The 24,902-nt window shown below is 59.5% G+C and carries 25 protein-coding genes; 1 reads left to right on the plus strand and 24 read right to left on the minus strand.

All coding sequences use genetic code 11. From position 1 onward, the window contains the following. Window positions 1-9: 9 nt before the first annotated feature. Complete coding sequence (locus AB3G35_RS18280; protein WP_369781900.1) at window positions 10-870, plus strand: LysR substrate-binding domain-containing protein; 861 nt, start codon at window positions 10-12, stop codon at window positions 868-870. Window positions 871-1,200: 330 nt separating this feature from the next. On the opposite strand, the gene AB3G35_RS18285 is transcribed toward AB3G35_RS18280, so the two are convergent. The 24 genes from AB3G35_RS18285 to AB3G35_RS18400 form a co-directional block, all read right to left on the minus strand. Next, window positions 1,201-1,593, minus strand: coding sequence for a DUF2802 domain-containing protein (locus tag AB3G35_RS18285; RefSeq protein ID WP_016781536.1), 393 nt, complete (start codon window positions 1,591-1,593; stop codon window positions 1,201-1,203). Then, complete coding sequence (locus tag AB3G35_RS18290; protein WP_016781537.1) at window positions 1,594-2,073, minus strand: chemotaxis protein CheW; 480 nt, start codon at window positions 2,071-2,073, stop codon at window positions 1,594-1,596. It abuts the gene before it with no gap. Window positions 2,074-2,154: 81 nt separating this feature from the next. After that, entirely contained in the window at window positions 2,155-2,880 is a 726-nt protein-coding gene (locus tag AB3G35_RS18295) for a chemotaxis protein CheW (protein ID WP_134048990.1), read from the minus strand. 84 nt (window positions 2,881-2,964) lie between these two features. Beyond that, entirely contained in the window at window positions 2,965-3,753 is a 789-nt protein-coding gene (locus AB3G35_RS18300) for a ParA family protein (protein WP_134048992.1), read from the minus strand. Between the two features lie 39 nt (window positions 3,754-3,792). Continuing rightward, the gene (gene motD, locus AB3G35_RS18305; RefSeq protein ID WP_086797872.1) at window positions 3,793-4,683 is read right to left on the minus strand and encodes a flagellar motor protein MotD; all 891 of its coding nucleotides are present in this window, start codon (window positions 4,681-4,683) and stop codon (window positions 3,793-3,795) included. Window positions 4,684-4,685: 2 nt separating this feature from the next. After that, window positions 4,686-5,426, minus strand: a complete 741-nt coding sequence (locus AB3G35_RS18310; protein WP_016781541.1) for a flagellar motor protein — start codon at window positions 5,424-5,426, stop codon at window positions 4,686-4,688. Next, the gene (locus AB3G35_RS18315) at window positions 5,426-6,559 is read right to left on the minus strand and encodes a chemotaxis response regulator protein-glutamate methylesterase (RefSeq protein ID WP_016781542.1); all 1,134 of its coding nucleotides are present in this window, start codon (window positions 6,557-6,559) and stop codon (window positions 5,426-5,428) included. Before AB3G35_RS18315 ends, AB3G35_RS18310 begins: the two co-directional genes overlap by 1 nt. Before the next feature lie 49 nt (window positions 6,560-6,608). Continuing rightward, on the minus strand, window positions 6,609-8,798 hold the full coding sequence (locus AB3G35_RS18320; protein WP_369781901.1) for a chemotaxis protein CheA: 2,190 nt from the start codon (window positions 8,796-8,798) through the stop codon (window positions 6,609-6,611). A 64-nt stretch (window positions 8,799-8,862) separates the two neighbouring features. Then, window positions 8,863-9,651 carry a protein phosphatase CheZ gene (locus AB3G35_RS18325; protein ID WP_016781544.1) on the minus strand — a complete coding sequence of 263 codons (789 nt, stop codon included), beginning with the start codon at window positions 9,649-9,651 and terminating at the stop codon, window positions 8,863-8,865. Window positions 9,652-9,671: 20 nt separating this feature from the next. Further along, complete coding sequence (locus tag AB3G35_RS18330; RefSeq protein WP_162939305.1) at window positions 9,672-10,043, minus strand: chemotaxis response regulator CheY; 372 nt, start codon at window positions 10,041-10,043, stop codon at window positions 9,672-9,674. A 196-nt stretch (window positions 10,044-10,239) separates the two neighbouring features. Next, on the minus strand, window positions 10,240-10,980 hold the full coding sequence (gene fliA, locus AB3G35_RS18335) for an RNA polymerase sigma factor FliA (protein WP_016781546.1): 741 nt from the start codon (window positions 10,978-10,980) through the stop codon (window positions 10,240-10,242). Beyond that, entirely contained in the window at window positions 10,980-11,807 is an 828-nt protein-coding gene (fleN, locus tag AB3G35_RS18340; protein WP_016781547.1) for a flagellar synthesis regulator FleN, read from the minus strand. Before fleN ends, fliA begins: the two co-directional genes overlap by 1 nt. Window positions 11,808-11,926: 119 nt before the next feature. Further along, on the minus strand, window positions 11,927-13,249 hold the full coding sequence (flhF, locus tag AB3G35_RS18345; protein WP_369781902.1) for a flagellar biosynthesis protein FlhF: 1,323 nt from the start codon (window positions 13,247-13,249) through the stop codon (window positions 11,927-11,929). Window positions 13,250-13,260: 11 nt separating this feature from the next. Further along, the gene (flhA, locus tag AB3G35_RS18350; protein ID WP_029611494.1) at window positions 13,261-15,390 is read right to left on the minus strand and encodes a flagellar biosynthesis protein FlhA; all 2,130 of its coding nucleotides are present in this window, start codon (window positions 15,388-15,390) and stop codon (window positions 13,261-13,263) included. A gap of 125 nt (window positions 15,391-15,515) precedes the next feature. Beyond that, on the minus strand, window positions 15,516-16,457 hold the full coding sequence (locus tag AB3G35_RS18355) for a fimbrial protein (protein WP_134048998.1): 942 nt from the start codon (window positions 16,455-16,457) through the stop codon (window positions 15,516-15,518). Between the two features lie 433 nt (window positions 16,458-16,890). Beyond that, complete coding sequence (locus AB3G35_RS18360; RefSeq protein ID WP_369781903.1) at window positions 16,891-17,847, minus strand: fimbrial protein; 957 nt, start codon at window positions 17,845-17,847, stop codon at window positions 16,891-16,893. A gap of 51 nt (window positions 17,848-17,898) precedes the next feature. Continuing rightward, window positions 17,899-18,840, minus strand: a complete 942-nt coding sequence (locus AB3G35_RS18365; protein WP_134049000.1) for a fimbrial protein — start codon at window positions 18,838-18,840, stop codon at window positions 17,899-17,901. A 39-nt stretch (window positions 18,841-18,879) separates the two neighbouring features. Further along, a complete protein-coding gene (locus tag AB3G35_RS18370) occupies window positions 18,880-19,428 on the minus strand; it encodes a fimbrial protein (RefSeq protein WP_134049002.1) in 549 nt (182 codons plus the stop codon). A gap of 11 nt (window positions 19,429-19,439) precedes the next feature. Beyond that, complete coding sequence (locus tag AB3G35_RS18375) at window positions 19,440-19,919, minus strand: fimbrial protein (RefSeq protein WP_106116578.1); 480 nt, start codon at window positions 19,917-19,919, stop codon at window positions 19,440-19,442. A 13-nt stretch (window positions 19,920-19,932) separates the two neighbouring features. Then, on the minus strand, window positions 19,933-20,427 hold the full coding sequence (locus AB3G35_RS18380; protein WP_016781554.1) for a fimbrial protein: 495 nt from the start codon (window positions 20,425-20,427) through the stop codon (window positions 19,933-19,935). 9 nt (window positions 20,428-20,436) lie between these two features. Continuing rightward, the gene (locus tag AB3G35_RS18385; protein WP_106116577.1) at window positions 20,437-21,045 is read right to left on the minus strand and encodes a fimbrial protein; all 609 of its coding nucleotides are present in this window, start codon (window positions 21,043-21,045) and stop codon (window positions 20,437-20,439) included. After that, window positions 21,038-21,754, minus strand: a complete 717-nt coding sequence (locus AB3G35_RS18390; protein ID WP_369781904.1) for a fimbria/pilus periplasmic chaperone — start codon at window positions 21,752-21,754, stop codon at window positions 21,038-21,040. The genes AB3G35_RS18385 and AB3G35_RS18390 overlap by 8 nt, the downstream gene beginning before the upstream one ends. A gap of 40 nt (window positions 21,755-21,794) precedes the next feature. Then, window positions 21,795-24,338 carry an outer membrane usher protein gene (locus AB3G35_RS18395; RefSeq protein ID WP_369781905.1) on the minus strand — a complete coding sequence of 848 codons (2,544 nt, stop codon included), beginning with the start codon at window positions 24,336-24,338 and terminating at the stop codon, window positions 21,795-21,797. Continuing rightward, window positions 24,339-24,899, minus strand: coding sequence for a fimbrial protein (locus AB3G35_RS18400; protein WP_369782756.1), 561 nt, complete (start codon window positions 24,897-24,899; stop codon window positions 24,339-24,341). Between the last annotated feature and the right edge of the window lie 3 nt (window positions 24,900-24,902).

Raw genomic sequence — 24,902 nt, forward strand, 5'->3', positions numbered from 1 at the left:
GAAATTCTTATGGATACCCGCTACCTCAAAAGTCTGATTGCCGTGGTGGATTGCGGCTCGATCGCCAAGGCGGCACGCCTGGAGAACCTTACGGCTGCCGCAATCAGCCAGCGTATTGTGGCGCTCGAACGGCAACTGGGCATGGCGCTTCTGGTGCGCGTCGGGCATGAAGCCAAACCCAGCCTGGCCTGTATGGACTTGCTGCCCAGGGCACGCGCCATTGTCAATGAAGTGGCACTGCTGGCGGGTGATGCCGACAGCCATGGCCTGACCGGGCCCTTGCGCATCGGCGCTATTTCAACCGTGCTCACAGGGCTTCTGCCCCAGGCCTTGCGCGCCTTGACCCGATCAACCCCGCAATTGAAACCGGTGATAGTGCCCGGCACGTCGCGCGCGCTGTATCAGACGCTCGAAGCCGGTGAGCTGGATGCCGCCATCGTGGTTGCCCCGCCGTTTGCCCTGAGCAAGGCCTTCGATGCGGTGTTGCTGCGCGAGGAAGCCTTGGTGTTTATCGCCCGTGAGCAGGCAGCCCAAAGCATCGACAGCCGCCTGCAAAACAGCCCGTATATTCAATACGACCCCGACGCCTGGGGTGGTCGCCATGCCCTGCAGTACCTGCAGGATCACCACCTGTCACCCGCTGCCCTGCTGGACCTGGATGCCCTGGAAACCATTGCGTTGCTGACGGCCGAGGGGCTGGGGGTGAGCCTGGTGCCTTGCTGGTCGGGGATCGAGCGCTGGACCGGCAGTTGTGTCGTGGAGCCGGTGGGTGATGAGCGTTATGACCGCAGGATTGTGCTGCTCAGCCATGCCCAGGGGCCACGGCGGCGAATGGTCGGGGCGTTGCAACAGGCACTGCTGCAGTTGTAGCCGCTGACGAGCGCAGCGAGGCTGCGATCGGGCGCGAAGCGGCCGTAAACCTGAATGCCGAATGCAACTGATACACCGCAGATGTCTTGCTTTGCGACGGCTACGCGTCAGCAATTGTGCCGCTCAGCCATGCCCAGGGGCCACGGCGGCGAATGGTCGGGGCGTTGCAGCAGGCGCTACTGGAGTTGTAGCCGCTGACGAGCGCAGCGAGGCTGCGATCGGGCGCGAAGCGGCCGTAAACCTGAATGCCGAATGCAACTGATACACCGCAGGTGTCTTGCTTTGCGACGGCTACGCGTCAGCAGCACCATGAGTACAAGATTGTGCCGTTCAGCCCTTGTACATCTTGCTCATCAGCTCGGCTTCAGCCTGGGTCAGGCCGCAAGCCTGGGTCAGTTCGTCGACACTGGCACCCATGCTCACCAGCCGCGCCGCCTGGTTGAACGACAGGCTGGTGGGGTCGCGCTGTTCCAACTGGGTCAGTTTCTCAGGCAGCGGTGCGACAACGGCACGCAGTTCGTGCAGGGCTTCGCCCATTTGCACATTACCGTTCTGGTAGGTGTCCAGGCGCCGTGTCAGTTCCCGCAGGCGCCGGTCACGCTGTTCATCGCCCGCCGCCTGTTGCGCCGCCAGCACGCGCTGGCGCCGCACATGGCTGATAAACAGCCACAGGGTCACGGCCCACAACAGGCCCAGGACGATTACCGCCGCCTCAAGGATCAATCAGATGTTCTCCAGATCCGACCATTCTTCCTCGGTCATCATTTTGTCCAGCTCGACCAGAATCAGCAGCTCGCCGTTCTTGTTGCACACGCCCTGGATAAACTTGGCCGATTCGTCATTGCCTACGTTAGGCGCCGTCTCGATCTCGGACTGACGCAGATACACCACCTCTGCCACGCTATCAACCAGAATCCCGACCACTTGCTTGTCAGCTTCGATGATGACGATGCGTGAGTTATCGGTGATTTCGGCGTTGTACAGACCAAAACGCTGACGGGTATCGATAACCGTGACCACGTTGCCGCGCAGGTTGATGATGCCCAACACGTAGGAAGGCGCACCCGGTACCGGTGCGATTTCGGTGTAACGCAGCACTTCCTGCACCTGCATCACGTTGATGCCGTAGGTCTCGTTGTCCAGCTTGAAGGTAACCCATTGCAGGATCGGATCTTCAGAACCCTGTGCCGCTGACTGTTTCATACCCCAAACCCCTGACTGAAATACCGCTCGATTCTGATAACTGGCGCCTCGCCCTCACAGGTGAGCCAACCACAATTATTGTTATGACTTGCCCTTGGCAATCAATGCCGCCAGTTGCTCCACGTCCAGCAACGCGCACATGTGTTCTATCACGGTGCCCGCCAGCCACGGGCGTTGCCCGCGCTGGGAGCGCCACTTGATCTCGTTGGGGTGCAGGCGCAACGAACGGCTGACCTGATGCACCGCCAACCCCCATTCGTAGCCCTGCACCGAAATAACGTATTGCAGGCCTTCGCGAAAGTCCTCGCGATAGCGCTCTGGCATCACCCAGCGTGCGGTGTCCAGGACATTGAGCTTGCCGCTCTGGCTAGGCAGGATCCCCAAAAACCAGTCCGGTTGACCGAACAGCGGGGTCAGTTCACGCCCGGCCAGGGAATAAATCGAACCCAGGCACACCAGCGGCACCGCCAGTGTCAAGCCGGCGACGTCGAACAACAGGCATTCGAAGGGTTCGCCAGCCCACGCCGGGCGGCCGTCATCGGGGATTGGCAAATGCGCACCCGGTGCGCTGGGCCGATGCACCTCGACCAGCGGATGGGCCAACGCCTCGGCCGGCACCCCCACTTGCTCCAGCTCGACCGGCATTGCCAGCGGTGCCTCGTCGATGACTTCAAGCGCTGGCTCGGCCTGCGGCTCCACCGGCACGGGTCCGGCCGCCTCAGCCTGGGTAGCATCGAACAGCAAATCGTCGAGATACGACTGCAAGGCCACTTGCGAACGGTTGGAAAGTGCTACTGGCTGCGTCATAAAGTGCCCCACTCAACAGCCTCGTGACAGAGACCTGTAGTCGTTATCGGCCAGACCCGGCCGATACTTGAATAGCCGCCCACCTCACGCCACCTGCGGTGCAAGCTGGCGGGTCAGGACGTGCTTGAGCAATGCACGGTAGGCGATCACCCCACGGGTTTTTTCATCGAACTGCGAAGGCGTCTGCCCTGCCCGGCTGGCATCGCGCAAACGGGTGTCGACCGGGATAAAGCCCTGCCACAGGGTGTCGGGATACACATCACGCAACACCCGCAAGGTGCTCATCGACGCCTGGGTACGCCGGTCGAACAACGTCGGCACGATGCAGAACGGCAGCTCCTGGGGGCGCGAGCGGTTGATCATGCGCAGAGTATGCACCATGCGCTCCAGGCCCTTGAGCGCCAGATGCTCGGTCTGCACCGGGATAATCAACTGCTGGCTGGCCGCCAGCGCATTGACCATCAGCACCCCCAGAATCGGCGGGCTGTCGATGATCGCGTAGTCATAGTCCTGCCACAGTTGCGCCAGACTGCGGGCAATCACCAGGCCCAGGCCGCTTTGCCCCGGAGCCTGACGCTCCAGGGTTGCCAGTGCCGTGGTGGCCGGCAGCAAGGCGATTTTTTCGTGGCTGGTGGGCAGCAGCAGTTGCGCCGCCAGGCCTTCGGGCACCTGGCCCTGATGCAGAAACAGGTCGTAGACGCTGTGCTCCAGACCATCAGGGTCATAACCGAAGTAGCTGGTCATGGAACCGTGCGGATCGAGATCGACAATCACCACACGTTTGCCCGCCTCTGCCAGCAAACCGGCCAGGGCGATGGATGTGGTGGTCTTGCCGACCCCACCTTTTTGATTGGCTACTGCCCAGACTCTCATTCAGTTGTTCCTCCCGGCTGCATGCGTGCCGGCCGAGATTTATAGGGGTGGTGACGGGGAATTGACGGCATTCCCGCGAACCAGTGGCTGTGTCTGTGGCGGTGCAGTTTGTGTGCCAGCCCGCTTCAGGGCGGCATCCGGTGTTGCATGGGCGGTGCCCGTGCCGGTCAGGCTGCGGCGAACTTCAAGGTTGCGCGACACCACCAGCACGACCCGGCGATTGAGCGCGCGCCCCTCTGGCGTGGCGTTATTGGCCACCGGCTGGAATTCGCCGTAGCCCACCGACGCCATGCGCCCGGGGTTGACGCCCTGCATCGCGAGCATGCGCACGATGCTCGCCGAACGCGCGGATGACAGCTCCCAGTTGGTCGGGTACTGCGCAGTACGGATCGGCAGGTCGTCAGTAAAACCTTCGACATGGATCGGGTTTTCAAACGGTTTAAGGACTGCGGCCACTTTGTCGATGATCTCGAAGGCCGCATTGCTGGGCATTGCATCGCCGCTGCCGAACAGCAGGCTGGAGTTGAGCTCGATCTCGACCCACAACTCATTGCCGCGCACCGTCAATTGTTTGGACGCGATCAGATCACCAAAGGCGTTGGTGATGTCATTGGCAATGGTCTTGAGCGGGTCATCGGGCCTCTGGCCCAAACCGGCGTCGGTATTTTCGCTGTCTTTGATCAGCGGCTCGGCGGGCTGGGTGGTCAGCGGGCGCTCTTCACCAATGGGCACCGGCTTGATGCTGCGCTCGGCATCATTGAAAACTCCGACCAGGGCCTGGGAAATCACCCGGTACTTGCCTTCATTGATCGAGGAAATCGAGTACATGACCACGAAAAAGGCAAACAGCAAGGTGATGAAGTCCGCGTAGGACACCAGCCAACGTTCGTGATTGACGTGTTCATCCGCGTGGCGGCGGCGCCGGCTCATAGTTAACCCGTAAAGCCTTGCAGTTTGAGTTCAATGGAACGCGGGTTCTCGCCCTCGGCAATCGACAGGATGCCTTCGAGCAACATCTCGCGGTACAGCGACTGGCGCATGGCAATCGCCTTGAGCTTGCTGGCAATGGGCAGCAACACCAGGTTAGCGCTGGCCACGCCGTAAATGGTCGCGACAAACGCCACGGCAATGCCGCTGCCCAGTTGCCCCGGGTCGGCCAGGTTGCCCATCACATGGATCAGGCCCATCACCGCACCGATAATGCCAATGGTCGGCGCATAGCCGCCCATGCTTTCAAACACTTTGGCGGCCTCGATATCGCGGCTTTCCTGGGTCAGGTAATCGACCTCCAGCACGCTGCGGATGGTTTCCGGCTCGACGCCGTCGACCAGCAATTGCAGGCCCTTGCGCGAATAGCTGTCGGGCTCGGTATCGGCCACGCCTTCAAGGCCCAGCAAGCCTTCCTTGCGCGCTGTCAGGCTCCAGTTAACCACGCGGTCGATGCCGCCCGTCATGTCGATACGCGGCGGGAACAAGATCCACACCACGGTGTGCATCGCCCGTTTGAATGCGCTCATGGGCGACTGCAACAACGCCGCCCCCACCGTCCCGCCCAGCACGATCAACGCCGCCGGGCCATTGGCCAGGGCACCGAGATGGCCGCCCTCCAGGTAATTGCCGCCGATAATCGCGACAAACGCCATGATGATGCCAATCAGGCTGAGCACGTCCATCAGTGGCAGGCCTCCACCAGATGGCGGCCAATGTCATCCAGGCTGTACACCGCATCGGCCAGGCTGGCCTTGACGATGGCCATCGGCATGCCGTAGATCACGCAACTGGCTTCGTCCTGCGCCCACACCTGGCTGCCGCCCTGCTTGAGCATGCGCGCGCCTTCGCGACCATCGGCGCCCATGCCGGTCAAAACCACCGCCAATACTTTGTCACCAAAGGACTTGGCCGCCGAGCCGAAGGTGATATCCACGCACGGCTTGTAGTTCAGGCGCTCATCGCCCGGCAGGATGCGTACCGCACCGCGACCGTCGATCATCATCTGCTTGCCGCCGGGTGCCAGCAGGGCCAGGCCCGGGCGCAGGATATCGCCGTCCTCGGCTTCCTTGACGCTGATGCGGCAGAGTTTGTCCAGACGCTCGGCAAAGGCCTTGGTAAACGCTGCCGGCATGTGCTGCACCAGCACGATCGGCGCCGGGAAATTACCCGGCAGCTGCGTCAATACACGCTGCAAGGCCACCGGCCCGCCGGTCGAGGTACCAATGGCCACCAGTTTGTAGGCCTTGCGCTTGGGCGCGCCAGAAGCCGCAACAGGCCCGGCAGCACTGCGGCTGGCAATCGGTGTGGTACGCGCGGGTGCCGGTTGCGCGGCGGGCGCGGCAAAACCGCCCGGCGCAGGCCGTGGCACAGCAGCCGGCGCTACAGGGGCCGGTGCGCTGTAGCTGGACATGCGCCGGTTGCTGCGCGAAATGCTGTGTACTTTTTCGCACAGCATCTGTTTGACCTTCTCGGGGTTGCGCGAGATGTCTTCGAAATTTTTCGGCAGGAAATCCACCGCCCCGGCGTCCAGCGCATCGAGGGTGACGCGGGCGCCCTCATGGGTCAGCGAGGAGAACATCAGTACCGGGGTCGGGCATCGCTGCATGATATGGCGCACGGCCGTGATGCCATCCATCAGCGGCATCTCGTAATCCATGGTGATCACGTCCGGCTTGAGGGCCAGGGCCTGATCAATCGCTTCCTTGCCATTGGTGGCGGTGCCGATCACTTGAATGGTCGGGTCAGCCGACAGAATTTCCGAGACGCGGCGGCGGAAAAAACCGGAATCATCCACCACCAGGACCTTGACTACCATAAACACTCCGTTAGGCGGTGCGGGGCGTCACTGCCCCCACTCACCAGAATCAAATACGCCGTGATGCGTAGTGCTTGAGCATGCTCGGAACATCCAGGATCAAGGCAATGCGACCATCACCGGTGATGGTGGCACCCGACATGCCTGGCGTGCCCTGGAGCATTTTGCCCAGCGGTTTGATCACCACTTCTTCCTGGCCGACCAACTGATCGACCACAAAGCCGATGCGCTGGGTGCCGATCGACAGAATCACCACATGCCCTTCGCGCTGCTCTTCATGGGCGGCGGACGCCACCAGCCAGCGCTTGAGGTAGAACAGCGGCAGGGCCTTGTCGCGCACGATCACCACTTCCTGGCCGTCGACCACATTGGTGCGCGACAGGTCGAGGTGGAAGATCTCGTTGACGTTGACCAGCGGGAATGCGAACGCCTGGTTGCCCAGCATCACCATCAGGGTCGGCATAATGGCCAGGGTCAGCGGCACCTTGATGACGATTTTCGAGCCACGGCCCAGGGCCGACTCGATGCTCAGCGAGCCGTTGAGCTGGGCAATCTTGGTTTTCACCACGTCCATGCCCACGCCACGCCCGGACACATCGCTGATTTCGGTCTTGGTCGAGAAGCCCGGGGCAAAGATCAGGTTGTAGCAGTCGTTTTCGCTCAGGCGATCGGCCGCGTCCTTGTCCATCAGGCCTTTTTTGACTGCCAGGGAGCGCAGGAAATTGGCGTCCATGCCTTTGCCATCATCGGAAATCGACAGCAGGATATGGTCGCCCTCCTGCTCGGCAGACAGGATCACCCGGCCACAGCTCGGCTTGCCGGCGGCGGCACGTTCTTCCGGGGTTTCGCAACCGTGGTCGACCGCGTTGCGCACCAGGTGGACCAGCGGATCGGCCAGGGCCTCGACAAGGTTTTTGTCCAGGTCGGTTTCTTCGCCCACCAGCTCCAGGCTGATTTCTTTTTTCAACTGCCGTGCCAGGTCGCGCACCAGGCGCGGGAAGCGGCCGAAGACTTTCTTGATCGGCTGCATCCGCGTTTTCATCACGGCGGTTTGCAGGTCAGCGGTGACCACGTCGAGGTTGGACAGCGCCTTGGCCATCTCCTCGTCATGGCTGTTCAAGCCCAGGCGCACCAGGCGGTTACGCACCAGCACCAGCTCGCCGACCATATTCATGATGTCATCCAGCCGCGCGGTATCAACGCGCACGGTGGTTTCGGCTTCGCTGGCGACCGGTTTTTCCGCAGGTGCCGCCGCCGCACGGGCCGGTGCCGGGCGCGCAGCCGCCGCAGCCGGCTTGGCCGGGGCTACTGCCGCCACCACCGTTGCCGAGTCCGCACTGAACTTGCCTTTACCGTGCATCTGGTCAAGCAGGGCTTCGAATTCGTGATCGCTGATCAGGTCGGGGTCAGCACTCGCCTCGGCGGCGCTGGCCGACGGTGCGGCAGGTGTCTCGCTGGCAGCAGCGGGCAGCGCATCGGTATTGAACGAACCCTTGCCATGCAACTGATCGAGCAAGGCTTCAAATTCGTCGTCGGTGATTTCATTGCTGACGTCAGCAGGCGCCGCAGGGGCCTCATCGGGCACCACGGCAACTGCCGCCTGCGTGGAGAACTGGCCCTTGCCGTGCAACTGGTCGAGCAATAGTTCAAATTCGGCGTCGCTGATTTCGTCGCTGGCCGTGCTCTGCGCCGGGGCAACGGGCTCAGGCTCTGCCGCAGCCGCCTTGACCGCATCGAGGGAGTCAAGCAACTGCTCAAATTCGCTGTCGGTGATATCGGTCACCGGCGCTTGCAGCACTGGCGCTGCGACTGGCGCCACCACTGCTGGCGCCACCACTGCTGGCGCAGCAGCAGGCTCGGCCAGGCGCGCCAGTGCCGCCAGCAACTCGGGGGTTGCGGCGGTGATCGGGCTGCGCTCGCGCACTTCACTGAACATGCCGTTGACCGCATCCAGGGCCTCAAGCACCACGTCCATCAGCTCCGCGTCGACGCTGCGCTCACCCTTGCGCAGGATGTCGAAGACGTTCTCGGCGATATGGCAGCATTCCACCAGTTCGTGGAGCTGGAGGAAGCCGGCGCCCCCTTTTACAGTGTGAAAACCGCGAAAAATGGCATTGAGCAGATCCGCATCATCCGGTCGGCTTTCCAGCTCGACCAGTTGCTCGGACAACAACTCCAGAATTTCGCCGGCTTCAACCAGGAAATCCTGAAGGATTTCTTCATCGGCGCCGAAGCTCATGTACGTGCTCCTTGAAAAAGGCTCTTCGACGCCGGGCAACAGCGCCCGCACGCCTCTTCAAGACCTAAAAACCCAAACTGGACAACAAATCGTCTACATCATCCTGACCGGATACGACGTCATTACGTGTATCGGCATGAATCTGCGGACCTTCACCCTTGGCCTGGTTTTTTTGCGAATTATTTTCTGCACGCAATGCTTCACGGTCGTGTTCGATGCCGGCAAAGCGATCGACCTGGCTGGCCATCAACACCAGCTTGAGCAGATTGCTCTCCACGTCCGTCACCAGTTGCGTCACGCGCTTGATCACCTGACCGGTCAAATCCTGGAAATCCTGGGCCAGCAGGATGTCCGTCAGATTGGCGGAGACGATATTGTTTTGCGTTTCACTGCGCGTCAAAAAACTGTCAACCCTACGCGCCAGCTCGCGAAACTCTTCGGCACCGATTTCGCGGCGCATAAAACGCCCCCAATCCGCACTCAATTCCCTGGCTTCCTGGCCCAGGCCATTGACCAGTGGCGTGCTGTTTTCCACCAGGTCCATGGTCCGGTTGGCTGCCGCTTCCGTGAGTTTCACAACATAAGCCAAACGTTCAGTGGCATCCGTGATCTGCGACACTTCTTCGGCTTGCGGCATGCTCGGATCAATATGGAAATTGACAATCGCGCTGTGCAGTTCGCGGGTCAGCTTGCCGACTTCGCGATACAGGCCGCGGTCGCGGGTCTGGTTAAGCTCGTGAATCAACTGCACGGCATCGCCAAACTGGCCTCGTTCAAGGCTTTCGACCAATTCGTGAGCATGTTTTTTCAGGGTCGATTCAAAATCGGCCTGTGTGCAATCTTTATGCTCCATAGTGCCCCCAAGGCAACCGATCAACCGATGCGTTCAAAGATCTTTTCGATTTTGTCTTTGAGTGCGATAGCCGTGAACGGCTTGACCACATAGCCATTAACACCGGCCTGGGCCGCTTCGATAATCTGCTCGCGCTTGGCTTCGGCGGTCACCATCAGCACCGGCAAGTGCTTGAGTTTTTCGTCGGCACGCACATGGCGCAGCAACTCGATGCCGGTCATGCCCGGCATGTTCCAGTCCGTCACCAGAAAGTCGATATGCCCCAGGTTGAGGATCGGCAATGCGGTGGTGCCGTCGTCCGCCTCGACCGTGTTGGTGAACCCCAGGTCACGCAACAGGTTTTTAATGATCCGCCGCATCGTTGAAAAGTCATCAACGATGAGGATTTTCATGTTCTTGTCCAATTCGACCTCCAAGCAGTCTTTAACGCGCTCATCTGCTGAACGCGTCATTCAATCAATTCGTTTTCAAACACAGCCAGAATCGACTGTGGGAGCGGGCTTGCCCGCGATGCGGACGACGCGGCGTTACTGATTCACCGCGTCGACCCCATCGCGGGCAAGCCCGCTCCCACAGGTATCAAGGACCCTAGTGCGCGCGCCACTGTCCCAAACGTGCCCGCAAGCGGGCCGCGCACTGGCTGTGCAACTGGCTGACACGGGATTCGCTGACCCCCAGCACTTCGCCGATTTCCTTGAGGTTCAGTTCTTCGTCGTAGTACAGCGCCAGCACCAGCCGTTCACGCTCGGGCAAGTGTGCAATCGCATCGGCCAGCGCAGCCTGGAAGCGTTCGTCTTCAAGGTCGCGCGACGGCTCCGTATGGGCACTTGCGCCATCTTCATGCAGCCCTTCATGTTCGCCGTCCTGCAACAGGTCATCAAAACTGAACAGGCGGCTGCCCAGGGTGTCATTCAAGATGGCGTAATAATCATCAAGGCTTAACTGGAGTTCGGCCGCAACTTCATGATCTTTAGCGTCACAACCGGTTTTTGCTTCAATTACCCGGATTGCGTCACTGACCATGCGCGTATTGCGGTGTACCGAGCGCGGCGCCCAGTCACCCTTGCGCACCTCATCGAGCATCGCGCCACGGATGCGGATACCGGCGTAGGTCTCGAAACTCGCGCCCTTGCTGGCGTCGTATTTACCCGAGACTTCGAGCAGGCCGATCATGCCGGCCTGGATCAGGTCGTCCACCTGCACACTGGCTGGTAAGCGCGCCAGCAGGTGGTAGGCGATGCGCTTGACCAGGGGCGCATAGCGCTCGATAAGTTCGTACTGGCTGTCGCGCGACGACTTGCTGTACATGCGGTAACCGCTGGCCGTCATTAAAAGCGCCCCCCTGCCTGCTGCACCAGACGTTCGACAAAGAACTCAAGGTGACCCCGGGGGTTGGCGGGCAACGGCCAGGTATCGACTTTTTGCGCAATGGCCTTGAACGCCAGAGAGCACTTGGAACGCGGGAACGCTTCGTACACAGCGCGCTGCTTTTGCACCGCCTTGCGCACACATTCGTCGTAGGGCACGGCGCCCACATACTGCAGGGCTACATCGAGAAAGCGGTCGGTGACCTTGGTCAGCTTGGCGAACAGGTTGCGCCCTTCCTGCGGGCTCTGGGCCATATTGGCCAGCACGCGGAAGCGGTTCATGCCGTAGTCGCGGTTGAGCAGCTTGATCAGCGCATAGGCGTCGGTGATCGAGGTCGGCTCGTCACACACCACCAGCAGCACTTCCTGGGCGGCGCGCACAAAACTGACCACCGACTCGCCGATCCCGGCGGCGGTGTCGATTACCAGCACATCCAGGTTGTCGCCCAGGTCACTGAAGGCCTGGATCAGACCGGCATGCTGCGCCGGGCTCAGGTGCACCATGCTCTGGGTACCCGAAGCCGCCGGCACGATGCGGATCCCGCCGGGGCCCTGGAGCAATACGTCGCGCAGCTCGCAACGACCCTCGACCACATCAGCCAGGGTGAATTTGGGGGTCAAGCCCAGCAAAACATCGACGTTCGCCAGCCCAAGGTCCGCGTCCATCAACAGAACGCGCCTGCCCAGCTCGGCCAATGCGATGGACAAGTTGACTGACACGTTAGTTTTACCGACGCCACCCTTGCCGCCGGTCACTGCGATCACCTGTACGGGATGCATGCTGCCCATGATCTTTCTTTACCTTGTCTTACTTAGACGCGGCTACATGCGTTGGCTGCGCGTTCCCCAGTGGAACAACACCTTCAGACCAGCCGATGTAGGTACATTGCAACGTAATTTTGACGACCTCAGCCAACCCGTTTGGGCGGGCTGTGGTAGATATCAGCGAACATGTCGGCCATGGCCTCTTCGCTGGGTTCTTCCTGCATTTGCACACTCACTGCCCGGCTCACCAACTGGTGACGCCGCGGCAGATGAAGATCGTCCGGGATCCGCGGGCCGTCGGTGAGGTACGCCACCGGCAGGTCGTTGCTGATCGCCAGGCTCAACACTTCGCCCAGGCTTGCGGTTTCATCCAGTTTGGTGAGGATGCAACCGGCCAGCCCGCAACGCTTGTAACTGAGGTACGCAGCCGTCAGCACCTGCTTCTGGCTGGTGGTGGCCAAGACCAGGTAATTCCTGGCCTTGATCCCGCGCCCGGCCAGGCTTTCGAGCTGCAGGCGCAACGCCGGATCGCTGGCTTGCAGGCCCGCGGTATCGACCAGCACCACGCGCTTGCGCACCAGCGGTTCGAGGGTCTGGCCCAGCGACTGGCCGGGGGCCACATGGGTCACCGGCACATTCAAAATGCGCCCCAGGGTCTTGAGTTGCTCCTGGGCGCCAATGCGAAAACTGTCCATGCTCACCAGGGCGATATTCTGCGCGCCGTACTTGAGCACATAACGGGCTGCCAGCTTGGCCAGGGTGGTGGTCTTGCCCATCCCCGCCGGGCCTACCATCGCAATCACTCCGCCTTCTTCCAGCGGCTCCAGCTCGGGGGTGGAGATCATCCGCGCCAGATGCGCCAGCAGCATCCGCCAGGCCTGGCGCGGCTCCTCGATACCCGCCACTTGCGCCAGCAGATCACGGGACAACGGCCCCGACAGGCCGATGCGCTGCAGGCGCCGCCACAGATTGGCCTGGGCCGGCTTGGCGTCCTGCAACTGGCTCCAGGCCAGCGAGCCCAGCTGTACTTCCAGCAATTCGCGCAAACCGTTGAGCTCATGACGCATATTGTCAAAAGCGCGCTGATCGACCGTCGGCGCGGGCGGCGCAGGTGCCGGGCGCGGCGGTTCTTCAAGGATCGGCTCGATCAACGGCTCGGCAGCGGTCAGCGGCAAACCGGCAAACAACTGGCGGTTATCTCCCGCTGCGGCCTCGCCCTCCCCGCGCAGGCTCAACTCGGCCTGGGCCGAGACGATCCGCGACTGGGTCTTGCGCAGCTCTTCTTCCAGCTCAATGTTCGGCACCCGGGGTGCCAGCGCGGACAGCTTGTAGTCCAGGGCCGCGGTCAACTCGACGCCCCCGGCGATGCGGCGGTTGCCAATAATGGCGGCGTCAGCCCCCAGCTCATCACGAATCAGCTTCATGGCCTGACGCATATCGGCGGCGAAAAATCGCTTCACTTGCATAAACCAAACCCTCAGCCGTTAGGGCCTACTGTCGCAACGATCGTGACCTGCTTATTGTCAGGAATTTCCTGGTAAGCCAGCACATGCAGGTTGGGCACCGCCAGACGGCCAAAGCGCGACAACATCGCGCGTACCGGGCCTGCCACCAACAAGATAACCGGATTGCCTTGCATCTCCTGGCGCTGAGCAGCGTCGATCAACGAGCGCTGGAGCTTTTCTGCCATGCTTGGCTCCAGCAAAACGCCCTCTTCCTGGCCAACTCCGGCCTTCTGCAAACTATTGAGCAATATTTGTTCCAACCTGGGTTCCAGGGTGATCACAGGCAGCTCGGAGTCAACGCCTACAATGCTTTGCACGATGGCACGGGACAGCCCCACACGCACCGCGGCAACCAAAGCGGCAGTATCTTGACTCTTGTGGGCATTGTTGGCGACGGCTTCGGCAATGCTGCGGATATCCCGTACCGGCACCTGTTCGGCGAGCAAGGCCTGCAACACCTTGAGCAATTGCGACAGGCTCAACACACCCGGCACCAGCTCCTCGGCCAGTTTTGGCGAGGACTTGGCCAGCAACTGCATCAACTGCTGCACTTCTTCATGACCGATCAGTTCGTGGGAGTGCTTGTACAGAATCTGATTGAGGTGCGTTGCCACCACGGTACTGGCGTCCACTACGGTATAGCCCAGCGATTGCGCCTGGCTACGCTGGCTGACCTCAATCCACACCGCTTCCAGACCAAAGGCCGGGTCTTTGGTGGTAATCCCGTTGAGCGTGCCGAACACCTGCCCCGGGTTGATCGCCATTTCGCGATCGGGGTAGATCTCGGCTTCGGCCAGGATCACCCCCATCAGGGTCAGGCGATAGGCGCTGGGGGCCAGGTCGAGGTTGTCGCGGATATGCACGGTGGGCATCAAAAAGCCCAAATCCTGGGACAGCTTCTTACGCACGCCCTTGATCCGCGCCAGTAACTGGCCGCCCTGGTTGCGATCCACCAGCGGGATCAGGCGGTAGCCCACTTCCAGGCCGATCATGTCGATGGGCGTAACGTCATCCCAGCCCAGCTCCTTGGTTTCCTGGGCGCGGGCTGGCGATGGCAGCAGTTCCTGCTGGCGCTTGACCTCCTGCAGAGCCTGGACCTTGACCACGTTCTGTTTTTTCCACATCAGGTACGCGGCGCCACCGGCGACAGCCGCCAGGCTGAGGAAGGAGAAATGCGGCATGCCAGGCACAATGCCCATGATGGCCATGATGCCTGCCGAGACAGCCAGCGCCTTGGGCGAGGTAAACATCTGACGGTTGATCTGCTTGCCCATGTCTTCGGAGCCTGAAGCCCGGGTCACCATGATCGCCGCCGCCGTGGACAGCAGCAGCGAAGGCAGCTGCGCCACCAAACCGTCACCGATGGTCAACAGCGCGTAGACCTTGCCCGCCTCGCTGAAGCTCATGCCGTGCTGGAAAATCCCCACCGCCATGCCGCCGATCAGGTTGATAAACAGGATTAGCAGACCGGCGATGGCATCACCGCGCACAAACTTGCTGGCACCGTCCATGGAGCCGTAGAACTCGGCCTCCTGGGCCACTTCCTGACGGCGCAGCTTGGCCTGGTTCTGGTCGATCAGCCCGGCGTTGAGGTCGGCATCAATGGCCATTTGCTTGCCGGGCATGGCGTCGAGGGTAAAACGCGCGCTGACCTCGGAGATACGCCCGGCGCCCTTGGTCACCACCACAAAGTTGATGATCATCAGGATCGCAAACACCACGATACCCACCACATAGTTACCGCCGATCACCACCTCACCAAAGGCCTGGATCACCTTGCCCGCGGCGGCGTGGCCCTCCTGGCCGTGGAGCATCACCACCCGCGTGGAAGCAACGTTGAGCGCCAGGCGCATCAGGGTGGCGACTAGCAGAATGGTGGGGAACACCGCAAAATCCAGGGGCCGCAGGGCGTATACGCACACCAGCAGCACCACGATCGACAGGGCAATGTTGAAGGTAAAGAACACATCCAGCAGAAACGCAGGGATGGGCAACATCATCATTGCCAGCATCACCAGCAGCAGCAGCGGCACACCCAACTGCCCCTGGCCCAGGCCGGCCAGACCGCTGCGCGCGGTGTTGATTAACTGAGAGCGATCCAATGACATTGCGACAAACCTTTAGCAAACTTTTGACGCCATCTGCGCCGTAGAGCCTGCCTCTGCAAGAAACCTTCCAACTTTGGCCATTGGCCACTAAACAGGTTTCTGCCTGGGAGTCGCCAGCATCAGGGCACGCTCATGACCAACGTAGCGCTACCTGTAAAAGGGCCTTCGGCGGGAAAACTGCCGGGCTTGCGCACAAGCGCAAAGGTGACATAGTCCACTCCAAAGCTATTGGTAATAGTCCCGCTGAACGAACCTCCCGGAGGTATCATCTGATGGGTCGTAGTTCTATACGCAACAACAGCGAGATCAGGATTGCTCAAGAGAAGTCCATTTGAGTTGAAGGAAGAGGCCATCCCTATTAACGAAATATCTACGGGCGTAGTGATACCCAGATCTGGGCATGACATGCTCATTGCGAAGGATCTCTTGTTGGGCGTAGAGAACGGATTATTTTCGGTCACGCTAAGCGACTCCACCGCTTCAAAATCAATGTCAATGGGTTTGTCATCATTGAGCGTACACGTCGATGGACTTAAGTTGAGTGAATTTTTCGCATACAGACGGAGCCAAAAGTCAAACCGATTAACTTCGAGAGCGTTAAATCGAGTAACCACCTGATATTTAACCGCAGCAATCTGATCCCCTGACCTGATCTGAACATACTTGCCCGGGGCTCTCGTAATTTTCAAATAGGGCTCTCCGCGCACTGTAACCGGAGGTTCATAATTATTTTGCACAGACAGAACAATACCGCCAGGCACGGGTATGGGATAATCTTGGTTCACCCTGAGACCACCCGCTAGATGGCCATATCCCGGGTACAGCATAACGGCATCTTGAGCCGTCGATATGGTTTCATTATATAACACATTGCCAGAATGACACTCTAAAGTGTAATCAGCCAGCGAGACTTTATCTGTAGCAAGGTCCGCAGCAACACTGACATAGGCGCCAAAAAGAGTGGTATCCGCATTGTACCAGGCACCCCCATTCACACGACACTCCGTCGCACTGACCGCTTGAACCAGCATCAAGAAAAAAAGCCCAGTCAACCATCTCATATCAGTCACCTCTATAATAATCAGCGCCCCAGAGCGGTGCTTTCTTATGGGTAGTCCAATGCGAACGTCGAAGCAGCAGTAAAAGCTCCGCCCACTATTGTCTTATCCGTGATGGTTTGTGGTTCCTCCCTGACAAGCGCTTTAATTGCAATAATATTATTGCCGCGGCTTAACACTTGCTTATTACTTGTCATATTCAACGGCCGCAGGTCATAGGCGCACACCCGCAGCAGCGGCACACCCAACTACCCCTGGCTCAGGCCGGCCAGACCGCTGCGCGCGGTGTTGACTAACTGAGAGCGATCCAATGACATTGCGACAAACCTTTAGCAAACTTTTAACGCCATATGCGCCGTAGAGCCTGCCTCCGCAAGAAACCTTCCAACTTCGGCAAATGGCCATATTGCAAGCTTGCAAGGTTTGTGCGGCCGGGTCAGGGCAGCATCAGGGTCAGGGTGCCACTGGCAGTAAAGGGCCCGGCGTCAGGAAAGGTGCCCGTTTTTTTGACCAGGGCGAAGGCGATGTCGGTCGAGCCTGTGCTGTTTGTGATGGTGTCCCTGATCTCCCCGCCCGGCCCCACCAAAGCGCTGCTGTCGGTGCGGAACAGCTGAACCCCGACGTTTTGCTTGCTCGTGGTTATGGCGTACGGGTGAAACGCAGAAGGTATCGCCTGCCATTTGACGGCAATGAGCGAGTTGACACTGGGCCCGACACAATCGTACCTCAGACGAAAATTTTTCTTGAACGGCGTATCGAAGATACTCGTACCCATCGCCGCCGGGTTTACGCTGCCAAAATCAATATTGATGGGCAAGTTGTTGTTGATGACGCAGGTTGAGGGGCTGGAGTCGACGCCATTGCGGGCTATCAGGTTAATGCGCATCCGGTACGCAGGATAATCCGGCGAATTGAAGTTGTACGTCACATCCAACAGAACAACGGCGAGGAACGTCCCCGGTTTGATCTTGATATATTTGTCCGGCGCCGAAGGAATAACATAATAAACCTTGACCGGCAGATCGACGATCGGTGTCAGACGATCATGCAAGGCCAAATAACGACCGGCACTTACCGGCCAGGGATAATAACTCCCAAGAATATCCATCCCGGCGCCGTAATCCATGACGGCCGGCCCTAGAATCAAACCACCGGACGTCGTTGAAAAGTACTGCTTGAGAGAATCAGGATACCAACCTGGAAAGCCATGCATGCAGCGTACCGAGTAACCGCTCATGGTTACCTTCCCTGCGTCTTTATCCAACCGCAGGTCAACTAGCACATCCAGCGGGCTGGTTTTCATATCGACCCAGGGGCCGCCATCCACCCGGCAATGAGCCGCAAAAACATCTTGCATCAAGAGCAGTAAAATAAAACCCGTGAGACATTTCATAGTGGTCTCCGCCCCAAACCATGATCGGCATCAATTTACTGTTTTCAGAATTCAGGGCACTCCCATAACAAGTGTTGCACTGCTTGTAAAAGGCCCTGCAGCAGGAAGGCTGCCCGGTTTGCGTACCAAGGAGAACGTTACATCGTCCGAACCTGCACTACTGGCAATCGAGGTCATGAAAAAACCATTTGGACGCACCAATACTCCACCACGCATTAATCCCACCCCAAGGTCAGGGTTACTCGTCGCCAGGACATTCGAGTTGAACCCTGCACCATTACCCTTCAAGGTTATAGTAATGGCCGAGTCAATATCAGAGTCAGGGCAAGCGTAATCCAGCCGCGTGGTCTTTTGAAACAATGAGCTACCCGGGCTTTCGCCGATCGCTAGAGGTTCCACCATCCCAAAATCAACAACAATGGGCACATTATTATTAATGGTGCAGGTTGATGGCTCAAAGAAAAAATCATTGGCTGCCCGAATATACACATTAACATTACTGTCAGGATTCGACGTGTTGTTGGTTTGCCAGAAATGTAGGGTCCCCAGAATATCTCCAACCCGAACATCGATAGGCTTACCTGGAGCCCCCTTGGCGTACATATACATATAGGTATTTAAATCAACACCTGCATAATTATCCACCATCGTCGCTATGATTAGAGACGTATTCACAGGCCTAGGGTAGTTAACGCCCGCAATACGCAAGCCCATCATATGCTGTCCAAACTTAGCACCCGGGGTCAGCCCCCCATTTGTAAAGCGCCAGTAATCCTTGTTGTTACTCGGCGTCGTACCACCAGGAGTATACCTGCATTCCAAAGTGTATCCCGCAAAAATCATATATCCTGAGCCTTGTACAGGATAAACGTTGACATCCACAGTGATAGCTCCGTTATATACATCCACCCATTGCTGACCATCAACCCTGCACTGCGCGGCATTCGAAACCTGCACAAACAACATCAATAAAAAAACAGAAAGATATTTCATATAAACCCTAACTACTCAACCAATTTATAGAACAACAGGCTACGGGTAATGCAATGTAAACGTCGACGTTGCCCTGAACGTTCCGGCAGCAATTGACTGATTGGCAATGGCCTGCGGTTCACCCCTGATATAAGCCTTGAGGGCAATTGTATTGTTGCCGTTAGCCAGTACTTGCTCGTCACTGGCCGTATTCAGGGGCAATGGCCTGTCAGCAGGGGTTTCGATGCCGATTGCAACGCCGGTAGCGCTACTGCCGCTGTCCAGTGCCAGCAGCCCAGGCAACACAAGGCTTTCGTTGCCGCCGAACGTCACCGTCACAGAGCTGCCGACTGTGGTGTCACAGCCCTCAAGGTGCAGCTGAAAAGGCAAGCCGAGGGTGCGTGTGTTCAAGTACAGGTACTTGCTGGAAACATCGCGCAGGTTCAACTCCACCGCCTCATCGCCCGGGCGAAGGGTGCAGGCATCCGCCACCAGCACGCCCCTGAAGTTGAGGTTGTCCGCCGCCTCCAGGGTGCCCGGCAGCAGTAATGGCATGCCCACCAGCAATGCCAGGGCGTACCCATAACCCGTTTTGATTTCAATATGCATACACCCCCTCCTCACTGGTAGTAGGCCAGCAGCGTCGCCGAAGCCGAAAAACTGCCCGGCGACAGGGTGCTCGCGGCACTTTTGATCGGTACGGCTTCCAGCACGGGTGGCGATGCCGGGTTTATCAGCAGGGGCGTATTCAGGGTGAAAGGCACACCGTTACGCAGAATCTTGATACCCAGGCCAGACACACTGGAGGCCACGGCCGATGAATCAAAGGTTGTGGCTACGCCCTGCACCTTTAACAACATCTCCCAGGGCAACGTACCCGCCGTGCAGTTGAGGGTGTAAGCCACGGTTTTTCGGTAATTCACACCGTCGACTTTATTGACGCCGACATCACCAAAGTCGACGACGATAGTGCCGCCACTGTTGATTGTGCAGGGCGGTGGCTCTATCAGCGTGCCATCAAACCTGAGGTTTGCCAGTGCGCTGCTGCCCAGGGCAAAAGCGCACACTGCAAACAAAACAGACTGTTGCCAGGGTTTCATGTACGGATCCTTCTTACTGCAGGGCAACCACTAACGTCGCGGAGGCAGAAAATGCCCCGCCCGTCAGTGTGCTGCCAGGTTTTTTCACCGGAACGGCCTCTATCACCGGCAAGGTGGGATAGGTGAAGTTCACGGTATTGTTGAGAGGCCAGGCCGCACCGTTCAATAGCAGCTTGATCCCCAGGTCGCTTTTGCTGGTACCCAGGTACGCGCTGCCGAACCCGGCCCCGGTGCCCTGCAAGGTGATTTTCATGTTGTTCGAGGGCTGCGGCCCGCACGTGAGCGTATAAGGCACGCCCCGGCGGTAGTTCACGCCATCGATGCGGGTTGTCATCAGGTCGTCACCGAACGGGACATTGAGCGTGCTGCCGGCGTTGATGACGCACGGCGGCGGCGCAAGTATCACCCCGCGAATGTACACACTCACCTGTGCCATGGCCCCTTCGCACAAGGGCAGCAGTGCAGCGCCACAGGCGATGGCCAGGCGCGCCATGAATGGCTTGATCATCGTTTCACCTCATTCATACACAAGCCTGAAATCCAAAGTGGCGCGAAACGCACCACTGGCCAGCGCAGCACGGGTACGCGTGGGGCGTACCTGCCAGGTAAGGGTGTCGCTGCCGCGATCCAGGAACAAAGGCTCGCCGCGCCCACCCAGACGTACGTCGCGGCCAAGGGCATCGGTCAGGCGCAAGCCCATCCCGGTAACGCCCCGCACCTTGAGCAGGCGCGGGTCATCCGGGTCGGCCTGGCCCAGAAAAGCCACGGAAACCACAGGCTGGTAGGCACTCCATACCAGGTTGCCGGTGCGCTCGTTAAGGAGGCTTCCCGAGGCGCGCCGACAATCGACAAAGCGCAATTGAAAGGCCACCGGCGAAGCTTCATCCCCCGGCTGCAACAATTGATTGCGCGGCACACTGCCCAGATCGATGGCCTGATCCGCCGAGGTCATGTCCAGTACACAGGGGGAATTGGTCAACGCGCCCGATACAAGCAGCACGCCACTCATGCCTTCAATCTCCGCATACCCCGGCACGGCCTGCAGGGCCAGCAGCAGACAACCCAGGACCCTGCCCCGACAAGGCATCACAAGGCGCTCCCGGCGGCGCACGGCACTGTCACTCATTGGCCTGGGACGCCTTGACGTCCACCTGGCAGGTATTGCCACTGCACTTGAAAAGCAGGGTCGGACGCCCGCCGTAATCATTCACATAGGTCAATACCGGGGTCGTACCCAAAGCCGCGACGGTTGGCCCCAGCGTCGAGGAAGTGTTGGGGGCGACCATCAGCGGCTCGAAATCCGCCGCTGTCTGATCGGCCTTCGTGCGCCGGGCATCGATCAGCGTGACGTAGTACGGGGTTGGGTTGTTGACCAGGTAGTGCTCGCCTTCACGGGTCAGGGTCAGTTGTTGCTGCCAGGGATCAGCCTGTTCCTGCTGGCCCGGGACGATGGAAGCCGGTCGATAAAACAGCTTGATGCGGGTCTGCAGTGCAATTTGCAGGCTGTTGGCTTTTTCACTGCGGGGCGGGATTTCCCGCAGGTTGAAGTAATAAACCGTCTCCCTGTCCTGGGGCAGCGCCTTGACGGCCGGCAGGGCCTGCACCTTGATCTGGCTGCGTTTACCCGGCTCCAGCCGTTGAACCGGTGGCAGCACGACCAACGGGGTGGTGATCTTGTTGCCCTGCTCGTCTTCAATCCAGCCCTGGGCCAGATACGGCAATTGAGTATTGTTGTTGGTGATATTGAGGCTCACCGCTTCCTTGCTGCCATCAAACACCACACGGGTGCGATCAAGGCCGATGGCTGCATGGGCGTAATCCTGCAGGCCCAGCATAAAGCGACCAGCATCAAGGGCGTAACGCGAACATCAAGGGTCATGGGGTCTGGTTCTCCGTGTCGGTAAGGGGAGGCATGCCTGGCTGGCAAGGCAGGTCCAGGGCACTGGCCAGCCCGTCAGCCGGCAAGCTGGCAGGCATCAGCAGGGTGCAGCGCTCGGCACCGCCCCAACTGACAACCATCCGCCCGCCAGCCTGGATGCCGCCCAGGTAGACACTGCCACCGTCATTGACGATGCCCGTTTCCTGCTGTTTGTCGTTCTTTACCGTGGCCCCGAACGGCGGCGCGCTGCCATCGGGCAGACGCAACAGAGCCATCGCCTTGTGGCCGCTAATGACCTGCAGCGTGCGGTAGCCGATGGCACCTTCGGTCAGGGTCAACTGGGTCACGGACTCGGTTGCCTCGATATTCGCCGGCAGGTTGTCCAGATCGACACTGGCTGCAGTGCGCACAAAGCTCGAGACATCCGGGATCACGGCCTTGCCGAACGCATTGGTGCGCGTTGGCGAGCCATAACCGCGTACCGGCACGTTGGCCACACCCAGGGTGTCGACCAGCAGCCGGGTACCGCCGGTGCCGGCAGTTCGATGCCCGGCACCGCCGTAGGCCGTCAGCGTGCCGCCACCACGGGCGGACAGGCTCAGGCTGGTGGAGTTGTCTGGCTGTATTGCGGCACTGACGGAAAGGTCGGCGTGATCGCCGGCATGGCTCAAATAGCCGCTGACCGTGTTCTTGCCTGCCGACAGCTGATAGTTGTTGCGCTCACCCAGACGATCGCTGAATCGCGTGGAATAGCTGTGCTTGCCATAGGAGCTGCTGGCACTGTTGGTCAATGTCCCCGAGCGCCCCAGTGGCAGGCTGAGGGTCAGGTACAGGCCGTTATTGTTGTTGTTCGTACCGCTGTACTGGTTGCGCTCCTGATTGTGAAACAGGTTCAGCGAGAGGCTAATGTTCTTGACCGCGCCCATATTGAAGTAGCGGGCCAATGAGAGGTTCCACCGTTCAGAGGTGGGCCGGTCCCAGTAAGACTGATTGCTGTAGCTCATATAAGCGCTGAGCCCGGCATCCCGAAACTGCTTGTTAAACGTTGCGGTGTAGAGTGACTTGCTGCCCCCGACGACCCCACCGTAATGACGCGCATTCAGGTACTCGCTTATGCTCAGGTAGTTTTTATCGGAAAAGCGGTAGCCCGCAAACGTGATCTGACTGTCATATTGGTCGAAGTTTTTGGAGTAGCTCAGGCGATAGGAATTGCCTGCAAAGCCCTTGTCCTGCAGCGTGGCGCTGGCACGGGTAACGTCCAGTGACAACGCGCCAAAGGCCAGCAGGTCGCGCCCGACCCCCAGTGACAGCGCGTTATAGTTGTTGTCACTGAGCGCGCCACCATAAAGCGACCAGCCGTTGCTGACCCCCCAGGAAAACTCACCCGTGCCAAAGGCTCTGCCCTGCCCGCCATCATGCAGCGCGGACGGTCGCCCGCCGGCCAGTTTGAAGCGCACGGTGCCGGGCCGTGTGAGGTAGGGAATGCTCGCCGACTCGACGGTAAAGGTCGTCACGCTGCCATCCTGCTCTTCAACCCGAACATCCAGGGTGCCGGTAACGGCGTCATTGAGGTCGCGAATGCGAAACGGCCCCGCCGCCACCAGTGCTTCATAGAGCACGCGGCCTTGCTGGCTGATCACCACCTTGGCATTGGTCCTGGCAACACCAACCACTTCCGGCGCATAGCCACGCAGGTTGGGAGGCAACTGGTTGTCATCGGAGTTGAGTGCAACACCGGTAAAGCGGAAGCTGTCGAACAGGTCCGAATACAGGTAGTTCTCACCCAGGGTCATGCGTGCGCGAATTGACGGCAATGCCCGGTAGAGATAGAAACGGCTCCACTCCAGGCGCTGCTCGCGGTTGATCTGCTCGTCATCGATACGGCCCTGCCAGTCGGCGCGCAACCGCCACGGCCCGGCATTGGCACCGAACGTGCCGTTGCCGGTCAGGTTGGTGCGCCGCGAGCTGTCTTTCTGGCTGATGGACTGTGCGGTCAGGTTGTAATCCATCAGCATGCCCGGCACGCCTTCATCCCAGCGGGCTGGAGGGTCCCAGTTCAAGGCGTTGTATTCAAGGTAGGCCTGGGGCAGAGAGATATAGAGGGTGGAGGTACTTAAATCGCCACTGACCTCCATGCCCGGCAGGCTGCGAATATCCAGGCACTCGCCGGCCTTCCACCAGGCGAGTTCTGCTTCCCGGCCCTCCTTCAGGCCAAGCTGGCTGACCAGAGCGGGCGCCAGGCAAGCCTGGCTGCCTTTGACGTCATCGTCGGGCGGATAAAAAACGATGCGTTGCTCGGCCAGCAACTGGGTGTTGATCTGCACCTGCATCGAGTAGGTACCCGGCAAGATGAAGCCGCTGCGGGAAAACTGTGACAAGTCGATATTGCCGCGATCGCTCAGGTCGAGAATGTCAGTGTTGAACTGGATGTCATCGGCAACCACAACGGCGCTGCTTATCGACATCAATCCACCCAAAAAACCACTGCGCAAGATCAGGTTGGCGCCAGACAGCGGGCGCGATGTAAACAACCAATGCATTTAGAAATACTCCAGCCGGAACCGCACCGCAGCGCGGTGCGAGCCAACAGCCATTGGGCGACCATTGCCGACGAGTTGCAGGACATAGCGCAGCTCCTGGTCCTCCCCGGTCAACGGCGTCAGCGCCATAGGCACTCCGGGTTTGCTGTCCTGGCCCTGCATATCGGTAATGCGCAGGGCCAGCCCCTGGGCAGTCCCCCCGGCGGCAAAAAACCGCCCGCCCATATCCGGCAGGCCATCAAACGTCACCCTGACGTGCTGCCAGTCGGGCAAGTAACTGTCCGGGCGAGAAGGATCGGGACGGGTCAACAAGCACTTGACCAGACGCAAAGTGAATGTGCGCGGAGCTCTTTCGCCCAACCGAATAAGTTGCCCCATCGGCAGAGGGTCCAGTTCAATCACCTGATAAGCACTGTTTGCATCCAGCGCACAGGCAGACTCAAGAATTTGCCCGTTAAGTGTGATACTCCCGCTACCTTGGTTGTCCCGGGCAACAGCTATCGGACCAAGCCAGACAATAAACGCGCACCCACCAAAGACAGTCGCCAACGTTGAGATCATGTT

The organism is Pseudomonas sp. WC2401, assembly GCF_041200115.1.
Taxonomy (GTDB): domain Bacteria; phylum Pseudomonadota; class Gammaproteobacteria; order Pseudomonadales; family Pseudomonadaceae; genus Aquipseudomonas; species Aquipseudomonas fragi.